Raw genomic sequence first — 16,405 nt, 5'->3', positions numbered from 1 at the left:
TGCCGGCCGTTCCGGGACTCCCGTCCGGGCGGCCGGCGGCTCACAATGCTGCGAGCGTCACTCAGGTGTAGCGGAGATCACCGCCCGTTGCTGGCCACCCCCGCTGACCCGGATGACGCGTGCAGCACAACCCCCGCCCCCACCGGCGCCGGGTGGGCCGTGTCGTCCCCGCACCCCCCGATGCGGCCCGGCCCGCCCGGCGCCACCCCCCCATGCGACCGCCGTCACCCGTGCTCTCCGCGGCAACCGGCGTAGCCTGCAAGCCGCAGCTGAGCGCGGGGAGGTGACGCGATGACGGATCGGGAAGAGCGGGGCCGGGCGCCGTTGAACACCGGCCGGGTGCTACGACCCCGGGCGTGGCCGTCTCCGGTCCGGGCGATGACCCGGATCCTCAACGCCGACGGCTCACCGCCCGTGCCGAGCCCCACCGGCAGCGGTCGTAGCGGCGTGGTCGACTGCGCGCTCTACATCGACGGCAAGCGGCAACCCGGCGACTGGACGTACGCGGATGCCCTGGCTGCGGCGCGCCGCGAGGAGCACGGCTTCGTCTGGATCGGGTTGCACCAGCCCGAGCTGTCCGAGATGACCGCCATCGCGGAGACCTACGGTCTGCACGAGCTTGCCGTCGAGGACGCGGTGAAGGCCGAGCAGCGTCCCAAGCTGGAGCGGTTCGGCGACGTCAGCTTCCTGGTGCTGCGCACCGCCCGGTACTGCGAGCACGCTGAGCTGACCGAGAACTCCGAGGTCGTGGAGACCGGCCAGGTGATGCTCTTCATCGGCCCGCACTTCCTGATCAGCGTCCGGCACGGGGACGCCTGCCGGCTCTCCCCGGTCCGTGCCGACCTGGAGACCAAGCAGGAGTTGCTGCTCCACGGCCCGTGGGCGGTGGCGTACGGGGTGACCGACCGGGTGGTCGACCTCTACCTGGAGGTCGCCGACCAGGTCGAGGATGACCTGGACGTGCTGGAGGCCGAGGTCTTCGACCGCAACGGCAGGGGCCGGATCCAGCGGATCTACCAGATGAAGCGTGAGCTGGTGGAGTTCAAGCGGGCGGTGGTCCCGCTGCAGCGGCCGCTGATGACCCTGACGTCCCAGGTCAACCGGGACGTGCCCAAGGAGATCCGGCGCTACTTCCGGGACGTGCAGGATCACCTGAGCCGCACGGTCGAGCAAGTCAACTCGTATGACGACCTGCTGAACTCGATCCTGCAGGCGCGACTGGCGCAGGTCACCGTCGACCAGAACAACGACATGCGCAAGATCGCCGCCTGGGCCGGCATCGCCGCGGTGTGGACCGCCATCGCCGGGATATACGGGATGAATTTCGACAACATGCCCGAGCTGAAGATGACGTACGGCTATCCCGTCGTACTCGCTCTCATGCTCGGCGTCTCCCTGGCCCTCTACCGCTGGTTCCGCCGCAACGGCTGGCTCTGACCGGCCGGCCCGGCGGCGCCGGACGACCCCCGGACGCGGAAGCGCCGGCGGTGCGGGGTGCTCCCCGCCTCGCCGGCGCTTTTCCGTGACCGTTGCGGTCAGCGGCGCCCGTTGGTGCGGGCGGTGTCCTTGCCCAGCGCCTTGGTGAGGTCGTCGGCCGGGCGCCCGGAGACGTCCTTGGCGCCCTCGGCGACGGCGGGGACCTTGTCGGTCGGCCGGACGCTGCCCGGCTTGGCCGCCCCGGTGGTGCTGGCGCTGTCGCTGCCGGGCACGGCCGAACTGCTGGCGCCGGTCATCCCGGCCATGGTGGAACCGTCGGTCCCCTTGGTGCCGGCCGACGGGGTCTGCACCTCGATCGAGCCCACCTCGTCGCGCATCGGCTCCAGGGTGCGGGCCGGGTCGTACTCGGCCCACTCCTGCTGCTCCCGGCGGCGGCGCAGGGCGACCACGCCGGCCAGGCCGGCGATGGCACCCGCTGCCAGCAGGCCGGTCATCATGGAGCCGCGACGGCGCGGCTGCTTCTTCTTGCCGGTAATCCGCATGTTCTTCGACCTGGCCTTCCTGGTCATCGGCCCTGCCTGCGCGGCGCCGTCACGGGCTGCCGCGGCCAGCGGTGCCAGCGTGGTGAGTGTCGTCCCCCAGCCGGTCGACGCGCGGTCGCGCACCTTCGCCGCGGCCGGCCCGACGTAGCCTCGGGCCACCTGGACGCGCGGTCCGACCGTCGCGCCAGCGCCCCTCGCGGCGTGGTTGGCTGCCTGCACCAGGTGGCCGATGCTCTGGTTCAGCTCGGCCTTGGCCAGCTGCCCCTGGGACTTACGCCGCCCGATTCCAAACACGGTCCTACCTCCTGGGAGTTGTTCCTTCGTCATCCTCCACCTTCGGATGCCTCCGCGATGCCAGATCGGGCACATGGGAGGATCCGCATGGAACTGACCAACGAGTGAGGAGTACCCGTGGCCGAGGCTGTCTACGCCACCTTGCACACCAACGCTGGCCCGATCCGGCTGGAGCTCTTCCCGAACCACGCTCCGAAGACGGTCCGCAACTTCATCGACCTGGCCGAGGGCAACCGGGAGTACACCGACCCGCGCACCGGTCAGCCGGGCAGCGGTCCGTACTACGACGGGACCATCTCGCACCGGGTGATCAGCGGTTTCATGGTCCAGCTGGGCGACCCGACCGGCACCGGCCGGGGTGGACCGGGCTACAAGTTTGCCGACGAGTTCCACCCGGAGCTGCGCTTCGACCGGCCGTACCTGCTGGCGATGGCGAACGCCGGACCGGGCACCAACGGTTCGCAGTTCTTCATCACCGTGTCCCCGACGCCGCACCTCAACAACCGGCACACCATCTTCGGCCAGGTCGCCGACGAGGAGTCGGTGAAGGTCGTCGACTCGATCGCGAACACCCCGACCGGCCCGAGCGACCGTCCGCTTCAGGACGTCGTCATCGAGCGGGTCGAGATCGAGCGGTCTGCTGCCTGATCGGCCGGCGAGGTACCTTTGCTCGCATGATTGAGCGCTCCGGAGCACCCCACCGGCTGGCGCCGGTGGACCGCGCGGTGGCGGACGGAGGGTTGGCCCGGTGAGCGAGTCGCCGCCGACCGCCCCGGTCTGCTACCGGCACCCCGGCCGGGAGACCTACGTCCGGTGCACCCGCTGCGACCGGCCGATCTGCCCGGACTGCATGCGGGAGGCGTCCGTCGGGCACCAGTGCCCGGAGTGCGTCAATGAGGGACGTCGCAGCGTCCGGCCGGCGCGTACCGCCTTCGGTGGCGGTGCCGCCGGCCGGCACGGCTACGTCACCAGGGCGCTGATCGCGCTGAACGTGCTGCTCATGCTGCTCTCCATCGCCTCCGACCGGGGTGGGGACGCGGCGGTGGGCGGCTCCGGCTTCGGCGGCCTGATGGGCGGCAGCACGCCGCTGACCAACTGGGGTTCGGTGCTCGGGCTGGCGGTCTTCCCCGACGGCACGCTCGGTGGGGTCGCCGATGGCCAGTGGTACCGCCTGGTCACCGCGATGTTCCTGCACTACGGCGTGATCCACCTGCTGCTCAACATGTGGGCTCTGTGGGTGCTCGGCCGGTCGCTGGAGGCCAATCTCGGGCCGCTGCGCTTCGGCGCGCTCTACCTGATCGCGGGCCTCGGCGGTAACGTCGCCGCCTACCTGTTCAGCGCCCAGAACTCGGCCACGGCCGGCGCGTCCACCGCCGTCTTCGGCCTCTTCGCCGCGCTGATCATCATCGAGCGCAAGATGGGCCGGGACATCTCCCAGGTGATCCCGATCCTGGTGATCAACCTGGTGTTCACGTTGACCGTGCCGGGCATCTCGATCCCCGGGCACCTGGGTGGCCTGGTGGTCGGTGGGGCGATGGCCCTGGTGCTCGCGTACGCACCGCGTGGCCGACGCACCTTGGTGCAGGCCGGCGGCGGCGCGGTCATCCTGCTGATCCTGCTCGGTCTGGTCCTGTTCCGGACCGCGCAACTGCTCGCCGGCTGACCGGTCGGGTCAGCCGCCGCGCCGGGCGGTCACGTCGGCCGGGCGGCCTGGAGCGCCTCGGCCACGTCGTCCGGGGCGGCCCCCAGGTCGTACCGGCTGAACAGGTGCAGCGACTCCCCGGCGTCGATCTCCAGATGTTCGGTGGTCAGCCCGAGCCGGGGTCGGCGGTCCACGGTGATCCGCTCGACCGTGGCCCAGGGCAGCAGGCGACGGCCGGCGAAGCCCTGGGTGACGACCACGCCGGCCGGGTCGACCGCGAGTCGGACCGGCGCCAGCAGGTCGCGCAGTGCCCAGCCGGCCAGCCCGGCGGCGACCAGCCCGATCACCGTCAGCTGCACCGGGTCGCCCTCGGCGAAGAGCAGGCCGAGCGCCACGAGGACGACCGCGCCGGCCAGTTTCGCCAGCGGCACGCTCGTCGGCACCCGCCACTGCCGGATCAGGGGAGCTTCGGCATCCATCCGATCAGCATGCCAGCGTCGACCGCTGGGACCGCGTCGGCCCGGGCCGCCGAGTCGGCACGGATGGGGCGGACGGGACCGGGGCGGGACGGTCGGTCCACGGACGACGTAGGATCGGGGCAGCCCAGGTTACCGGGGAGTAAACATGAGTGACGCGGTCATCGTCGGCGCGGTACGCACCCCGGTCGGTCGGCGCAAGGGCAGCCTCGCCGGTGTCCACCCGGTCGACCTCTCGGCGCACGTGCTGCGCGCCCTCGCCGAGCGCACCGGCCTCGACCCGACGCAGGTCGACGACGTCTTCTGGGGCTGTGTCTCCCAGGTCGGCGAGCAGTCGTGGAACATCGCCCGCAACGGCGTGCTCGCCGCCGGCTGGCCCGAGACGGTCCCCGGCACCACGCTGGACCGGCAGTGCGGCTCCAGCCAGCAGGCGCTGCACTTCGCCGCTGCGACGGTCCTCTCCGGCCAGGCCGATCTGGTGGTCGCTGGCGGGGTGGAGTCGATGACCCGGGTGCCGATGGGCTCCAGCGTGGCGGGCGGCATGCCGTTCAGCGACCAGCTCCGGGACCGCTACCGGGGCGTGGAGGGCTTCGCCGACGACGCGCCGCTGCCGTTCAACCAGGGGGTCGGGGCCGAGCTGATCGCCCGCCGGTGGCGCTTCTCGCGTACCCAGCTGGACGAGTTCGCGCTGGCCAGCCACGAGAAGGCGGCCGCCGCGCAGGACGCTGGCGCTTTCGACCCGGAGCTGGCGCCGGTGCCGCTCGGTGACGGCGGCAAGTTCGCCGCCGACGAGGGCATCCGCCGGGACACCTCCCTGGAAAAGCTCGGTGAGCTGGCCACCCCGTTCCGTGCCGACGGGGTGGTGACCGCCGGGTCCGCGTCCCAGATCTCCGACGGCGCCGCGGCGCTCGCGGTCACCACCGGCGAGTGGGCCAGCCGGCACGGCCTGCGGCCGCTGGCCCGGATCCACACCGCCGTGGTCGCCGCCGACGACCCGGTCACCATGCTCACCGCGCCGATCCCGGCGACCGCGAAGGCGCTGCGCCGCGCGGGGCTGGGCATCGAGGAGATCGGGGTGTACGAGGTGAACGAGGCGTTCGCCCCGGTGCCGCTGGCCTGGCTGGCGGAGACCGAGGCGGACCCGGAGCGGCTCAACCCGCGCGGCGGGGCCATCGCCCTCGGTCATCCGCTCGGTGGCTCCGGTGCCCGGATCATGACCACGATGCTCCAGCACATGCGGGACAACGGGATCCGCTACGGCCTGCAGACCATGTGCGAGGGTGGCGGCATGGCCAACGCCACCATCGTCGAGCTGCTCTGACACCCGCTCCCGGGAAGGCTTCCGGGAAAACGTCTCGCCCCGGCCCGGCTGGGCCGCCTAGGGTGCGCACCGTGACGACGACAGCCGACAAGCACGCGCCCGACTGGTCCGGCGAGCAGTGGCAGGTGCGGGCACGGTCCTGGGTCGACGGGCAGCTGAGCCGGGCCGGCCGGCGGGTGACCGGGCCGGTGGAGCCTCGGGTGCGGCCGTGGTCGCTGGTCTGGCGGGTGCCGACCGACGGCGGGCCGGTCTGGTTCAAGGCCAACAACCCGGGTACGGCGCACGAGGCGGTCCTGATCGCGGAGCTGGCCCGGCTGGCGCCCGAGCGGGTGCTGGCGCCGATCGCGTTGGACCCCGACCAGGGCTGGTCGCTGCTGCCGGACGGCGGAGAGTCGCTGCGCGAGGTGCTGGGCCGGGACCGGGACCTGGCGCACTGGGAGCGGGCGCTGCCCGGGTATGCGGCGCTTCAACTGGCCACCGTGCCCCGGGCCGACGAGCTGATCGCGCTCGGCGTTCCGGATCATCGCCCCGAGGTGCTGCCCGGGCTGCTCGCCGAGCTGCTCGACGATCGCGAGTCGCTGCGGATCGGCGGCGAGGGCGGGCTCAGCCCGGAGACGTACGAGCGGCTGCGGGCGGAGCTGCCGGCGTACGCGGAGCGGTGTCGCCGGCTCGCCGACTTCGGCATCCCGGCCACCGTGCAGCACGACGACCTGCACGACGGCAACGTCTTCGCCGGCCCGGCCGGGTACCGCTACTTCGACTGGGGCGACGCCTCGGTGGCGCACCCGTTCGGCACGCTGCTGGTGACGCTGCGCTCCGTCCGGTACGCCACCGAACTGTCGGCCGACGACGCCCGGCTGGCCCGGTTGCGCGACGCCTATCTGGAGGCGTGGACCGACCGGTACGACCGCCGGACCCTGGTCGAGGCCGCCGGCCTCGCGGTGAGCGTGGGCGCGGTGAGCCGGTCGCTCTCCTGGCGGCGCGCCCTGGACACTCCCGACCCGGCCCGCGCGGAGTACGCCGACGCGGTCCCTGGCTGGTTGGAGGAGCTGCTGGAATCCGATCCGGTCTGAGGCTGTGCCGGCAGTCCTGGCGTCCGTTCATCCGGGTACCGCTCTGGACAGGCGGCCGGCCGAGCGGGCAGGATTTGGCGCCGGCCCGCCCACCGTCCACATCAGATCGGTAGACACGTGACCATCAGCCTTCCTCGGTTCGGCCCGCCTCGTGGCACCCACCGTGTTCTCGCCGTGCTGGCGGTCGTGGTGCTCGCCGTGGGTGCCGCGCTGACCGGCACCGCTCGACCGGCGCGGGCCGCTGCCGTCTACGACGGGCCACAGCCGGGGACCTTCACCGGGCTGGGCTTTGACACCTGCGCCGCCCCGTCGAACGCGGCCATGAAGGCGTGGCTGCAGTCGCCGTACCGAGCGGTCGGCATCTACATCGGCGGCGTCAACCGGGGCTGTGCCCAGCCCAACCTGACCCCGGGTTGGGTGGCGACCCAGCAGGCGGCGGGCTGGCGGATCTTCCCGCTCTACGTCGGCCTGCAGGCACCCTGCTCGACGTACCAGCGGAAGATCGATCCGGCGCGGGCTGCGCTTCAGGGCCGTGAGGCGGCTGACGACGCTGTCCGCAACGCCCGCAGCCTCGGTCTGTCCCTTGGCAGCACGATCACGCTCGACATGGAGCGCTACCCGGCCGGGAACGCCGCCTGCACCGAGGCGGTCAACTCCTTCGTGAGCGCGTGGACCACCCGGCTGCACGAGCAGAAGTTCTACTCCGGCTTCTACACGAATGTCGCCTCGGCGGGGTTGCCGGATCAGGTTGCGGCTTACCAGCGGCCGGGGCACGCCCGCCCTGACATGATCGACTTTGCCCGCTGGGACGGCGTCCAGACGGTGTCGGACAGCGCGCTGCCGGCGTCGTACTGGATGCCCGGCCAGCGGATGAAGCAGTACCAGGGCGACCACCACGAGACCTGGGGCGGGGTGCGGATCAACATCGACAGCAACTACCTCGATCTCCGGCAGCCGCCCCGGCTCCAGCCGAGTTGGTCGCGGTCGAGGCTTTTCCGAGAGCTGCCCAGGATTCTCCAACGGCTCAGCACGCGGCCGCCGACCCGCTGACGGAGGCCGGCAGTCCCACCTTCGGGGCGGTCGCCGTACCCGGGCCGGCCCGATGTCGGACAGCCGGTGCGACCCGGAACGTGGAAGTTCCAAAAATCAGCCGTGACCCACGTCACTCTCACCGGGGAGGTCGTTGGGCAGGTCATGGACGTCTTCTCCCGAACGTTCCTCCCGGCCGCCGCTGAGGCTGGCCTGGCCGTGCAGACCCTGAGCCGGCATATGCCGGTCTTCCGGCGCTGCGTCGGCTCCGGTGACGCCACCATCCTGGTCACCCGTTGCAGCCGCCCCGACCGCCCGGTCACCGGCGACTATCTTCTGCTGCTCACCCACCGCCGGCTGGTGGTGACCCAGCAGACCCGGCTGCTGCACCGGCTGCGTCTGCACCTCAACACCGAGCTACGCGAGCTGAGCAACGTCACCTGGAGCCCGGACCCGCGGCTGCGCTCGGTCGAGTTGGCCGCCACCGCGATCGACGGGATCCGGGAGCGATTCGTGATCCACACCACCCACCCGAAGCGGGTGTGGCAGCTCGACGCACTGCTCAACCACGCCTTCCGTACCCGCCTGCGGACTCCCCGCGAGCGGATCGTCGCCACCATCGGCGACGCGGCGGCCACCGCGCGGCCCAGTGTGTTCCGCCCCGTCGTGGCGCGCTGACGCCCCGCCGGTCCCCAGGCCCGCGACGGGCCTTGCATCGCCTTTACCGAACTCGAACACGCACCGATCGCGCTGAGCCCGTCGGGTCGGCAATCATGGGCCGGTGACCGTCGAACCGCCGCACCGCGGGCTCGTCCTCGTGGTGGAGGACGAGCCGGCCATCGCTGACCTGGTCCGGCTCTACCTGACCCGCGACGGGTTCGGCGTCCACCTGGAGCGGGACGGCGAGGGCGGCCTGAGCGCCGCCCGCCGGCTGCGCCCGGTGGCCTGCGTCCTGGACATCGCCCTGCCCGGCCTGCCGGGCACCGAGGTCTGCCGCCGGTTGCGCGAGGCCGGCGACTGGACTCCGGTCATCTTCCTCACCGCACGGGACGACGAGGTGGACCGGATCGTCGGCCTGGAGTTGGGCGCCGACGACTACGTCACCAAGCCGTTCAGTCCGCGGGAGTTGGTCGCCCGGGTGCGCGCGGTGCTGCGCCGCTCGGCCGGCGGCCCGGAGGGGGCGGACCGGCCGCGCGTCGTCGGCCCGGTGACCCTCGACCCGGCCCGCCGGACGGTCACCGCCGCGGGTGCCCCGGTGCAGCTCACCTCCACCGAGTTCGACCTGCTGGCTCATCTGATGGCCCGGCCCGGCCGGGTCTTCACCCGGGAGGAGTTGCTGGCCGGGGTATGGGGGTACGCCGCGCACGCCGGCACCCGCACCGTCGACGTGCACGTCGCGCAGGTACGGGCGAAGCTCGGCCCGGCCAGCGTGATCCGGACCCACCGGGGAGTGGGGTACGCGGTCGATGCCTGACCACGCCGGCCGGCAGCAGCCCGCAGCGCACCCGGAGTCGCCGACAGTGGCGCTGCCGGTGGTCGACGTTCGTCCGCCGGCCGCACCTCGGCGCAGCCGGTTCGGCCGGACGCTGACCGCCCGGGCGGTCCTGGTCACCTGTGCGGTGGCGCTGGTGTCGGTGCTGGTCACCGCGATCGTCGCGGTGCCGCTGGCGATCCGGGGCGCGGAGCGACGCGATCAGGAGGCGCTCGCCGCGCAGGCCCGGCTCGCCGCCGAGGTGCTGCGGACACGGCTGGACCGGGGCCGCGGCGCCGACGAGGAGCGCCTTATCCAGCAACTGCGTAACCAGGGCATCGACGCGTACCTGATCCGGCGGGGGACGGTCGACCGACCGGGCCTGCCGCCCCGGGTGGTGCAGCGGATCGAGCAGGGCCGCAACGTGTCGGTTCGCCGCCCGGTGAACGGCCGACGCGCGCTGGTCGAGGGCCGGGCGCTGCCCGGCGGCAACGGGGTGGTGCTCTCCCGCGCCTCGACGACCGGGCTGTGGCGGCAGGTGCTGCTCAGCCTCTGGTTGCCGTTGCTGGCCGGGCTCGCCGCTGGCGTGGTGGCCGGGCTGCTGCTGGCCCGACGGTTGGCCCGGCCGATCCGCGTCGCGGCCACCGCCGCCGCTCGGCTGCGCGCCGGGGACCGCGCCGTCCGGGTACCGGTCGAGTCGCCGGACGAGGTCGCCGATCTGGCCGAGGCGTTGAACGGGTTGGCCGCCGCGCTGGCCACCAGCGAGGGACGGCAGCGGGAGTTCCTGCTCTCCGTCTCGCACGAGCTGCGGACCCCGTTGACCGCGATCCGGGGGTACGCCGAGGCGCTGGCCGACGGGGTGATCGGCGCGGAGGGCACGGCCGACACCGGCCGGACGGTGCTGGCCGAGGCCCAGCACCTGGACCGGTTGATCGGCGATCTGCTGGCGCTGGCCCGGTTGGAGGCCGCCGACTTCCCGCTGGAACCGGTGCCGGTGGACCTTGCCCGGCTGGCCGTCGACGCCGAGCCGACCTGGTCGGGCCGGTGCGCGGCGGTGGGGGTGCCGTTCCGGGTGGAGACGCCGGGCGGGCCGGTGCCGGCGTACACCGATCCGGGGCGGATCCGGCAGGTGGTGGACGGGCTGCTGGAGAACGCGCTGCGGGTCGTACCCCCGGGAGCGCCGGTGGTGCTCGCGGTCCGGCCGGCCGGCGCGGACCCGGCTGCCGGCGGCGTGCTGGAGGTCCGCGACGGCGGACCCGGCTTCACCGACGACGACCTGGCGGTGGCGTTCGAGCGGGGTGCGCTGCACCAGCGGTACCGGGGGGTGCGCAAGGTGGGCAGCGGTCTGGGGCTGGCGCTGGCCGCCGGGCTGGTCCGCCGGCTGGGCGGGGAGATCGTCGCGGGCCACGCGCCGGAGGGTGGCGCGGCCTTCACGGTCCGACTGCCCGGAGATCCTTACCGGACCCGAACATCGGCCTGATGCTCCGCTCGTGGTCGCGGGGCAGGCTGAGGTCTTCACGGACGAGAGGGAGAGTCATGCCACGTTGGGGATTCGTCGCCACCACGTCGTTGCTCGCGGTGGTCGCGCTCGGTGTCAGCGGCTGCGGCGCGGCGGAGGTGGCCAGCCAACCCGCCCGGGAGGCGGCCGTCGAGGTGGCCGCGGCCATGGGTGTGGAGGGCCAGGCGCTGGCCGCGATGGGCTTCGACGCCAACGACCTGGACGTGCAGACCGTCGCCGCGCCGGCCACCCCGACGCCCGGCGCCTCCCCCAGTGCGGCGGAGAAGGCGCGGCAGAAGCGCGGCGAGGAGTGGCGCAAGCGCCGCCAGGCCCGCGTGCTGCTGCGGAAGAACACCCTGCACGGCGAGGCGGTGGTGCAGACGAAGGAAGGCGGTACGCGCACCGTGGCCGTGCAGCGCGGCGAGGTGACCGCGATCGACGGCGACTCGATGACCGTGAAGTCCACCGACGGCTTCACCATGACCTGGACCTTCGGTGACGACCTGCGGGTCGTCGAGCGGCGGACCACGGTGCAGCCGAGCGAGGTCAAGGTCGGTACGACGCTCGGCGTTGCCGGCGCGAAGGACGGCGACAAGGGCGTGGCCCGGCTGATCCTCATCCCCCGCGCCAAGTGATGGAAGGGCCCCTTGTCAGCGCCGGGCGTTGACAAGGGGCCCTTCCTTTCAGCGGCTGGTCAGTAGACGCGGGAGCCGATGAAGTCGTCGTGACCGTAGCCGACCGGGTTGGCGGCGGTCCGGGCCTCGAACGACCACTGCTGTCGGGTGCTGGTGGAGCAGGTGGCCAACCGCAGCCGGGGAGTGCCCGACGACGGGCTGTCGAACGCCACGCAGAGGTTGCTGGCGCTGGCCGGCTTGAGCTGGTTGCCGGCGAAGGCGAACTGCTGGGCGGCGCTGCCGTTGCAGTTGTAGATGTTGACCGCAGTACCGGCGGTCATCGATCCGCTGGCGACGTCGAGGCACCGGTCGTGGGAGAGCTCCGAGTGCAGTGACCGCTTGGTCGAGTCGTACCAGAAGCCCTGGTTGCGCCCGCCGTGGCAGCCGTACGACTGCTGGGCGGTGCCGTTGCGGGAGTCGTAGCCCTTGCCATCGATGCAGGTGTTGGTGGCCAGGTTGCGCAACTGCTTGAACTGCAGCAGGCCGGAGTAGAGCACGCCGCTGCCCGTGCTGGCCGGGTCGACGCAGGTCGCCTGTTGCTGCCCGGAGTTCCAGAACTGGGTGATGCACTGGGCGAACATGCCGTGCCCGCGCGCGTTGGGGTGGAACGACTGCCGGGCGGCGTTCTCGTTCCAGACCCCGATCTCGATGTGGAGGCCGCGGACCGAGGTGTTGTCGGTGCACACCTCGTGGCCGTGGAAGAGCCGGCTGGCGTCCAGATAGCGGGTGCCGGTCTGGGCGGCCGCCGCGCGCAGCGCCGACTCGAACAACGGCACCGCCTTGTTCCGGGCGAACGCGGCGTCGGCCAGGTAGAGCAGGCAGCCGCCGGCGTACCAGCCGGGGAAGTTCGGGTTGTCCTCCACGTCCGGGCTGGCCGGGCTGGGGTATGACATGAGCACCAGCTCGTAGTCCGAGCGCAGGTAGCCGGCCTTGGTCATGGTCTGCCGGATGTCGGTGAGGGCGTCGGCCACCGCTCGGCGGCTGCCGTCGGTGCGGATCGTCCACTGGTCGGTGTAGGTGGCGTAGCAGGAGCCCTGGAGGAAGACCCTGCTGACCGCGCAGTCGGTGGCGACCGGGCCGAACTGGATGGTCCCGTCGCCGTTCGCGCCGACCACCACCCAGATCAGCTTCACGTGCATGTTGCGCGCCTTGATCCCCAGGTAGTCGCCCTGGTTCAGCTCGTTGTGCTGGGTGGGGCCGCCGGCGATCAGGTTCCACGGAGTGGCACCGGAGCAGGCAATGTTGTACCTCGCGTCCGACTGGATGCCGGTGCGGAACACCGCCTGGTCGTACGAGCGGTCGCACCAGTTGCCGTCCTGGTGGGTGCTGGGTATGTAGTTGCCGACCCCCTCGCCGGAGATCTGGCTGTCACCCATGGTGATCTGCGCGGTGCGGCGTTGTTCGATCGGGCGGATCGCCGGGCTGCCGTAGAGGGCGGTCGCCTCGGCGGCTCGGATGGACTCGAGGTTGGCGGGGAGAGGCTGGACGGTCGGCCGGTCGGCGGCGGCCGCGGGGGCGGCCGGGCCGGCGAGCATCGGCAGGACGAGAGCGGCGACGGCGACGGCGACGGTGAGGGCCCGTCGTCGGGCCGCGCGTTCGGGCCTGGCGGGGGTTGCAGGCATCGACGCACTCCTTTCGGCTCAATCGCCGGACGTCGATTGAGTTACCAGAAGGTAACGTGCCGATCAACGGATGTGAATACCCTTCGGATCCTTACGCGACGGATGCAGAACCGCCCGGATCGGACGATCCGGGCGGTGCGGCGAGCGGTCGGAGGGCTGTCGGCCCGGTCTGGTGCTGTCCTCGCCGGGCGGTCGGTGTAGGTCCGTCTGGTCAGCGACCGGGCGGCAGCGCGTAGCCGACGTAACCGCGGAACTCCAGCCGCCAGCCGGCCGGCACCAGCTTGGCGCACGCAGGCTGGCTGCCGGTGCAGACGATCGCCTCCACCGAGGTGGGGTCGGCCGGCGGTCGTTCTGGCAGCACGGACTGCAACGCCACCAACTCCGGTGAGCGTCCGTCCGGCTGCCGCAGCAGCAGCCACCACGGGTACTCCCAGTTGTCGTTCTGCTGCACCAGCCCGATCCGGTGCGCACCGCTGTCGCGGACCGACGCAGCGGCCCAGCGGAACTCGTCGGCCCACTGGGGGCGACGCAGGAACCGGGTGTCCCAGTCCGAGGTGGTGAAGACCGAGCCCGCACCGACCAGCCTGCGCGGGAAGCCGTACGACAGCGCCAGCACCCCGGCCAGCGCGGAGGTGGCCAGCACGGTGACCGCCGCCAACGTGGCCACCGACCGACGCCCGCCGCCAGTCATCCCGGCCCGGGTCGCGCCAGCCGTGCCGGCCGCGGTGCCCGGCATGCCGGTTGCCGCGACGGAGTGGCGGCGGAAGAGCGCGTCCAGCCAGAGCCCGGCCAGCGGTACGGCGAGGACCAGGGCGTAGAGGAGCAGTCGGTTGCCCCACGGCTGCCATTTGATCATCGAGGTGTGCAGCAGCACGGTGGCCAGCACCACCACCGCGTACCCGCGCAGCGGCCCGGCCTGCCCGGGGTCGATCCGGCGCGGCCGGGCGAGCGCGACCGCCGCGCCGATCAGCGCCAGCGCCCCGGCGATCGGGAACGCCACCCGGTCCTCGTCCGGGTACCAGGCGGGCTCGGGAAAGACCTCCCGGCCGAAGGTGATGGCCCGGTCCTGCGGGTCGACCCCGATCGCCTCCGCGCCACCGATGATCGCCTCGGCGCCGGCGTGGCGTAGCGGTGCCAGCGGCGTGTCGAACGCCGTGTGCCCGATCCGCAGCGCGTTGACCAGGATCGACGGCGGATCGTGCCGTTCCATCGGAATCGACTCGCGCAGTCGGGGCGGTCCCAGCGGGTGCCCGAACTCGGCCGTCACCCGGGCCAGGAACGGACCGACCACCACGGCCGCGACCAGCAGGATCAGCACCGAAGCGCCGACCGTGCGGGCCACCCCGCCAGCCGGCCGGGACCGCCGCACCCCACCGGGTGCCGCGTCGGCCGCTGTCGTATCGGTCGGTGTGGCGGTGTCGGTCAGGGCCAGTCGCAGCTGGGCCAACCCCCAGAGCACCAGCAGCGGGCCGACCGCGACCAGGCCGCTGGTCTTGGTCACCGCGGTCAGCCCGGTGGCCGCGCCCAGCCCCAGCAGGGTGCCCCAGCCGGTGCGCCGGCGCAGCCCGTCCAGCACCAGGGTCGCGGCGCAGGCCACCCACGCCGCGCAGACCAGGTCGGTCTGCGTGCTCGTCGCCTGTAGCACCACCATGGGCGTGCTGGCCAGCACGAACGCGGTGATCAACTGGGCTCGTCGGCCGCCGCCGAGCTGCGCGGTGATCCGGGCGGCCACCAGCAGGCAGACCACCCCGGCCGCCCACTGCACCAGGTTGTACAGCTGGTCCCCACCGGTGAGTAGGCGCAGGTGCAGCAGCAGATACTCGGCCCCGGGCGGGATGGTCACCTGCCGGTGGATGGCGGTGGGCCAGAAGTCCAGGTCGCCCTGGGCCACCCAGTGCTCCACCTTGGGCAGGTGGTACGTCTGCGAGTCGAAGTTGTTCGGCTCGGCCAGCAGTGCGACCAGCAGCTCCACCAGCACCAGCCCGCCGACCGCGCCGGCGAGCAGCCGCTCGCCGCGACCCGCCGTACGCCAGGCGTCGATCGCCGTGGCGAGCAGGCCGGCGGGCGTCCGATCGACCCGGACCGGCGCGGGGCCGCGCCCGGCCTCACCGCCCTCCGTGACCGGGGCGGGTGCCTCCAGACCGGCGGCGGCGGGTACCCCGGCGCCGACCGGCACCTGACGGGGTGCCGCAGCCGGCGGCTGCGCGAGCTGGGTCATCCGGCGTCGCCGCAGTCCGGCTGCCGTCGCCGCGGCGGCCAGGAAGAGCAGCCAGGCGGCGACGAACGCTGGCCGGGTCAGCGCGTGCAGCGCGCCGAGCAACTCGACGACGAGCACCGCGTACGCGCCTGTGAGCAGGGCGGCGCGCAGCACGGCGAGCCGTAGCGGTGCCACCGCGCCGACCCCGCCCGGCCTCGTCGCGACGGTGAGCAGGAGCACCGCGGCGGCTGGCACCACCGCGAGCAGAGAGCCGGCAGCCGACATGGCGGGAAGTAAACACCATGCCGCTGGACCCGCCACGCCGCCCGTCCGACGGTGGCGGCACGCGTCAGGCTGACCAGCCAGGCTAGGCTATGCCCGACGTGTTGTCGCCACCGTGGAGATTCCCGTGAAGCTCTCGATCCTCATGCCGGTCTACAACGAGGAAGAACGCATCGCGGATGCCCTCAAGCAGGCATTGGCGGTGGACTATCCGTGCGAAATCGAGCTGGTCGTGGTCGACGACGGCAGCCGGGACGGCACCGGTGAGATCCTCGGTCGCGCCGACGACGCACGCCTGCGGGTCATCACCCACCAGCGCAACGCCGGTAAGGGTGCGGCCATCAAGACGGCGGTCGAAAGCGCCGAGGGCGACTACATGGTCATCCTCGACGCCGATCTGGAGTACGACCCGCAGGACATCCCCAAGCTGCTCGACCCGGTGCTCGACGGGCGGGCCACGGTGGTCTACGGCAATCGCACCTTCGGCAGCCACAGCGCCTACAGCTTCTGGTACGTGATGGGCAACAAGGGCGTCACGATGGCGGCGAACGTGCTGTTCAACTCGTACATCGGCGACCTGGAGACCTGCTTCAAGCTGATGCCGGTGGCGCTGTACCGGTCGCTTGAGGTGCGCTCGCGCGGCTTCGGCATGGAGGCCGAGGTGACCGGCAAGCTGCTGCGCCGCCGGATCCGGCCGTACGAGGTGCCGATCAGCTACCGGGCACGTGGCCGGGAAGAGGGCAAGAAGATCACCTGGAAGGACGGCGTCGAGGCGATCTGGATCCTCGGCCGGGAACGCGCCCGCCGTCGTCCCGTCGCGTCCACCCGCTGACGGCGGTCCTCGGGC

At 72.5% G+C, this 16,405-nt stretch carries 15 protein-coding genes; 11 read left to right on the top strand and 4 right to left on the bottom strand.

The window, feature by feature from the left end; all coding sequences use genetic code 11:
- The first annotated feature begins 291 nt into the window (after positions 1-291).
- On the top strand, positions 292-1,437 hold the full coding sequence (corA, locus tag OG470_RS06690) for a magnesium/cobalt transporter CorA (protein ID WP_328421803.1): 1,146 nt from the start codon (positions 292-294) through the stop codon (positions 1,435-1,437).
- 98 nt (positions 1,438-1,535) lie between these two features.
- Here the strand turns inward: corA and OG470_RS06685 are convergent, their stop codons facing one another.
- On the bottom strand, positions 1,536-2,306 hold the full coding sequence (locus OG470_RS06685) for a hypothetical protein (protein WP_328421801.1): 771 nt from the start codon (positions 2,304-2,306) through the stop codon (positions 1,536-1,538).
- 84 nt (positions 2,307-2,390) lie between these two features.
- On the opposite strand from OG470_RS06685, the gene OG470_RS06680 reads away from it, so the two are divergent.
- Positions 2,391-2,921 (top strand): peptidylprolyl isomerase, encoded by a 531-nt coding sequence (locus tag OG470_RS06680; RefSeq protein WP_328421799.1) that lies wholly within the window; start codon positions 2,391-2,393, stop codon positions 2,919-2,921.
- A 100-nt stretch (positions 2,922-3,021) separates the two neighbouring features.
- Positions 3,022-3,936, top strand: a complete 915-nt coding sequence (locus OG470_RS06675; RefSeq protein WP_328421797.1) for a rhomboid family intramembrane serine protease — start codon at positions 3,022-3,024, stop codon at positions 3,934-3,936.
- Positions 3,937-3,965: 29 nt separating this feature from the next.
- On the opposite strand, the gene OG470_RS06670 is transcribed toward OG470_RS06675, so the two are convergent.
- Positions 3,966-4,394, bottom strand: a complete 429-nt coding sequence (locus tag OG470_RS06670; RefSeq protein WP_328421795.1) for a PH domain-containing protein — start codon at positions 4,392-4,394, stop codon at positions 3,966-3,968.
- Positions 4,395-4,539: 145 nt separating this feature from the next.
- Here OG470_RS06670 and OG470_RS06665 point away from each other — a divergent pair, with 145 nt between their 5' ends.
- The 7 genes from OG470_RS06665 to OG470_RS06635 all read left to right on the top strand — a co-directional run bounded on the left by OG470_RS06665 (position 4,540) and on the right by OG470_RS06635 (position 11,418).
- Entirely contained in the window at positions 4,540-5,712 is a 1,173-nt protein-coding gene (locus tag OG470_RS06665; protein WP_328421793.1) for a thiolase family protein, read from the top strand.
- Between the two features lie 71 nt (positions 5,713-5,783).
- Positions 5,784-6,785, top strand: a complete 1,002-nt coding sequence (locus OG470_RS06660) for an aminoglycoside phosphotransferase family protein (protein ID WP_328421791.1) — start codon at positions 5,784-5,786, stop codon at positions 6,783-6,785.
- 117 nt (positions 6,786-6,902) lie between these two features.
- Positions 6,903-7,835: a DUF1906 domain-containing protein gene (locus OG470_RS06655; RefSeq protein ID WP_328421789.1), complete on the top strand. Its 933-nt coding sequence runs from the start codon at positions 6,903-6,905 to the stop codon at positions 7,833-7,835.
- Between the two features lie 144 nt (positions 7,836-7,979).
- Positions 7,980-8,492, top strand: coding sequence for a hypothetical protein (locus OG470_RS06650; protein ID WP_328426171.1), 513 nt, complete (start codon positions 7,980-7,982; stop codon positions 8,490-8,492).
- Positions 8,493-8,595: 103 nt separating this feature from the next.
- Entirely contained in the window at positions 8,596-9,288 is a 693-nt protein-coding gene (locus tag OG470_RS06645; protein ID WP_328421787.1) for a response regulator transcription factor, read from the top strand.
- On the top strand, positions 9,281-10,765 hold the full coding sequence (locus tag OG470_RS06640) for a sensor histidine kinase (RefSeq protein WP_328421785.1): 1,485 nt from the start codon (positions 9,281-9,283) through the stop codon (positions 10,763-10,765). Before OG470_RS06645 ends, OG470_RS06640 begins: the two co-directional genes overlap by 8 nt.
- A 56-nt stretch (positions 10,766-10,821) precedes the next feature.
- Entirely contained in the window at positions 10,822-11,418 is a 597-nt protein-coding gene (locus tag OG470_RS06635) for a hypothetical protein (protein ID WP_328421783.1), read from the top strand.
- A 59-nt stretch (positions 11,419-11,477) separates the two neighbouring features.
- Here OG470_RS06635 and OG470_RS06630 read toward each other — a convergent pair whose 3' ends face one another.
- Together OG470_RS06630 and OG470_RS06625 are read right to left on the bottom strand one after the other, a co-directional pair.
- Positions 11,478-13,079, bottom strand: a complete 1,602-nt coding sequence (locus tag OG470_RS06630) for a ricin-type beta-trefoil lectin domain protein (RefSeq protein WP_328421781.1) — start codon at positions 13,077-13,079, stop codon at positions 11,478-11,480.
- Between the two features lie 211 nt (positions 13,080-13,290).
- Positions 13,291-15,561: a glycosyltransferase family 39 protein gene (locus OG470_RS06625; protein WP_328421779.1), complete on the bottom strand. Its 2,271-nt coding sequence runs from the start codon at positions 15,559-15,561 to the stop codon at positions 13,291-13,293.
- A gap of 124 nt (positions 15,562-15,685) precedes the next feature.
- On the opposite strand from OG470_RS06625, the gene OG470_RS06620 reads away from it, so the two are divergent.
- Complete coding sequence (locus OG470_RS06620; RefSeq protein WP_328421777.1) at positions 15,686-16,390, top strand: glycosyltransferase family 2 protein; 705 nt, start codon at positions 15,686-15,688, stop codon at positions 16,388-16,390.
- Positions 16,391-16,405: the final 15 nt, after the last annotated feature.

The organism is Micromonospora sp. NBC_00389 (assembly GCF_036059255.1).
Lineage (GTDB): Bacteria > Actinomycetota > Actinomycetes > Mycobacteriales > Micromonosporaceae > Micromonospora.
The sequence above is the reverse complement of the archived record's forward strand: the minus strand, read 5'-3'. Positions and strand labels throughout refer to the sequence as shown.

Bases quoted from the DNA above. Each gene is read 5' to 3' on its own strand.
- corA (WP_328421803.1), top strand. From the start codon at position 292: ATGACGGATCGGGAAGAGCGGGGCCGGGCGCCGTTGAACACCGGCCGG.
- OG470_RS06685 (WP_328421801.1), bottom strand. From the start codon at position 2,306: ATGACGAAGGAACAACTCCCAGGAGGTAGGACCGTGTTTGGAATCGGG.
- OG470_RS06670 (WP_328421795.1), bottom strand. From the start codon at position 4,394: ATGGATGCCGAAGCTCCCCTGATCCGGCAGTGGCGGGTGCCGACGAGC.
- OG470_RS06665 (WP_328421793.1), top strand. From the start codon at position 4,540: ATGAGTGACGCGGTCATCGTCGGCGCGGTACGCACCCCGGTCGGTCGG.
- OG470_RS06650 (WP_328426171.1), top strand. From the start codon at position 7,980: ATGGACGTCTTCTCCCGAACGTTCCTCCCGGCCGCCGCTGAGGCTGGC.
- OG470_RS06640 (WP_328421785.1), top strand. From the start codon at position 9,281: ATGCCTGACCACGCCGGCCGGCAGCAGCCCGCAGCGCACCCGGAGTCG.
- OG470_RS06635 (WP_328421783.1), top strand. From the start codon at position 10,822: ATGCCACGTTGGGGATTCGTCGCCACCACGTCGTTGCTCGCGGTGGTC.
- OG470_RS06630 (WP_328421781.1), bottom strand. From the start codon at position 13,079: ATGCCTGCAACCCCCGCCAGGCCCGAACGCGCGGCCCGACGACGGGCC.
- OG470_RS06625 (WP_328421779.1), bottom strand. From the start codon at position 15,561: ATGTCGGCTGCCGGCTCTCTGCTCGCGGTGGTGCCAGCCGCCGCGGTG.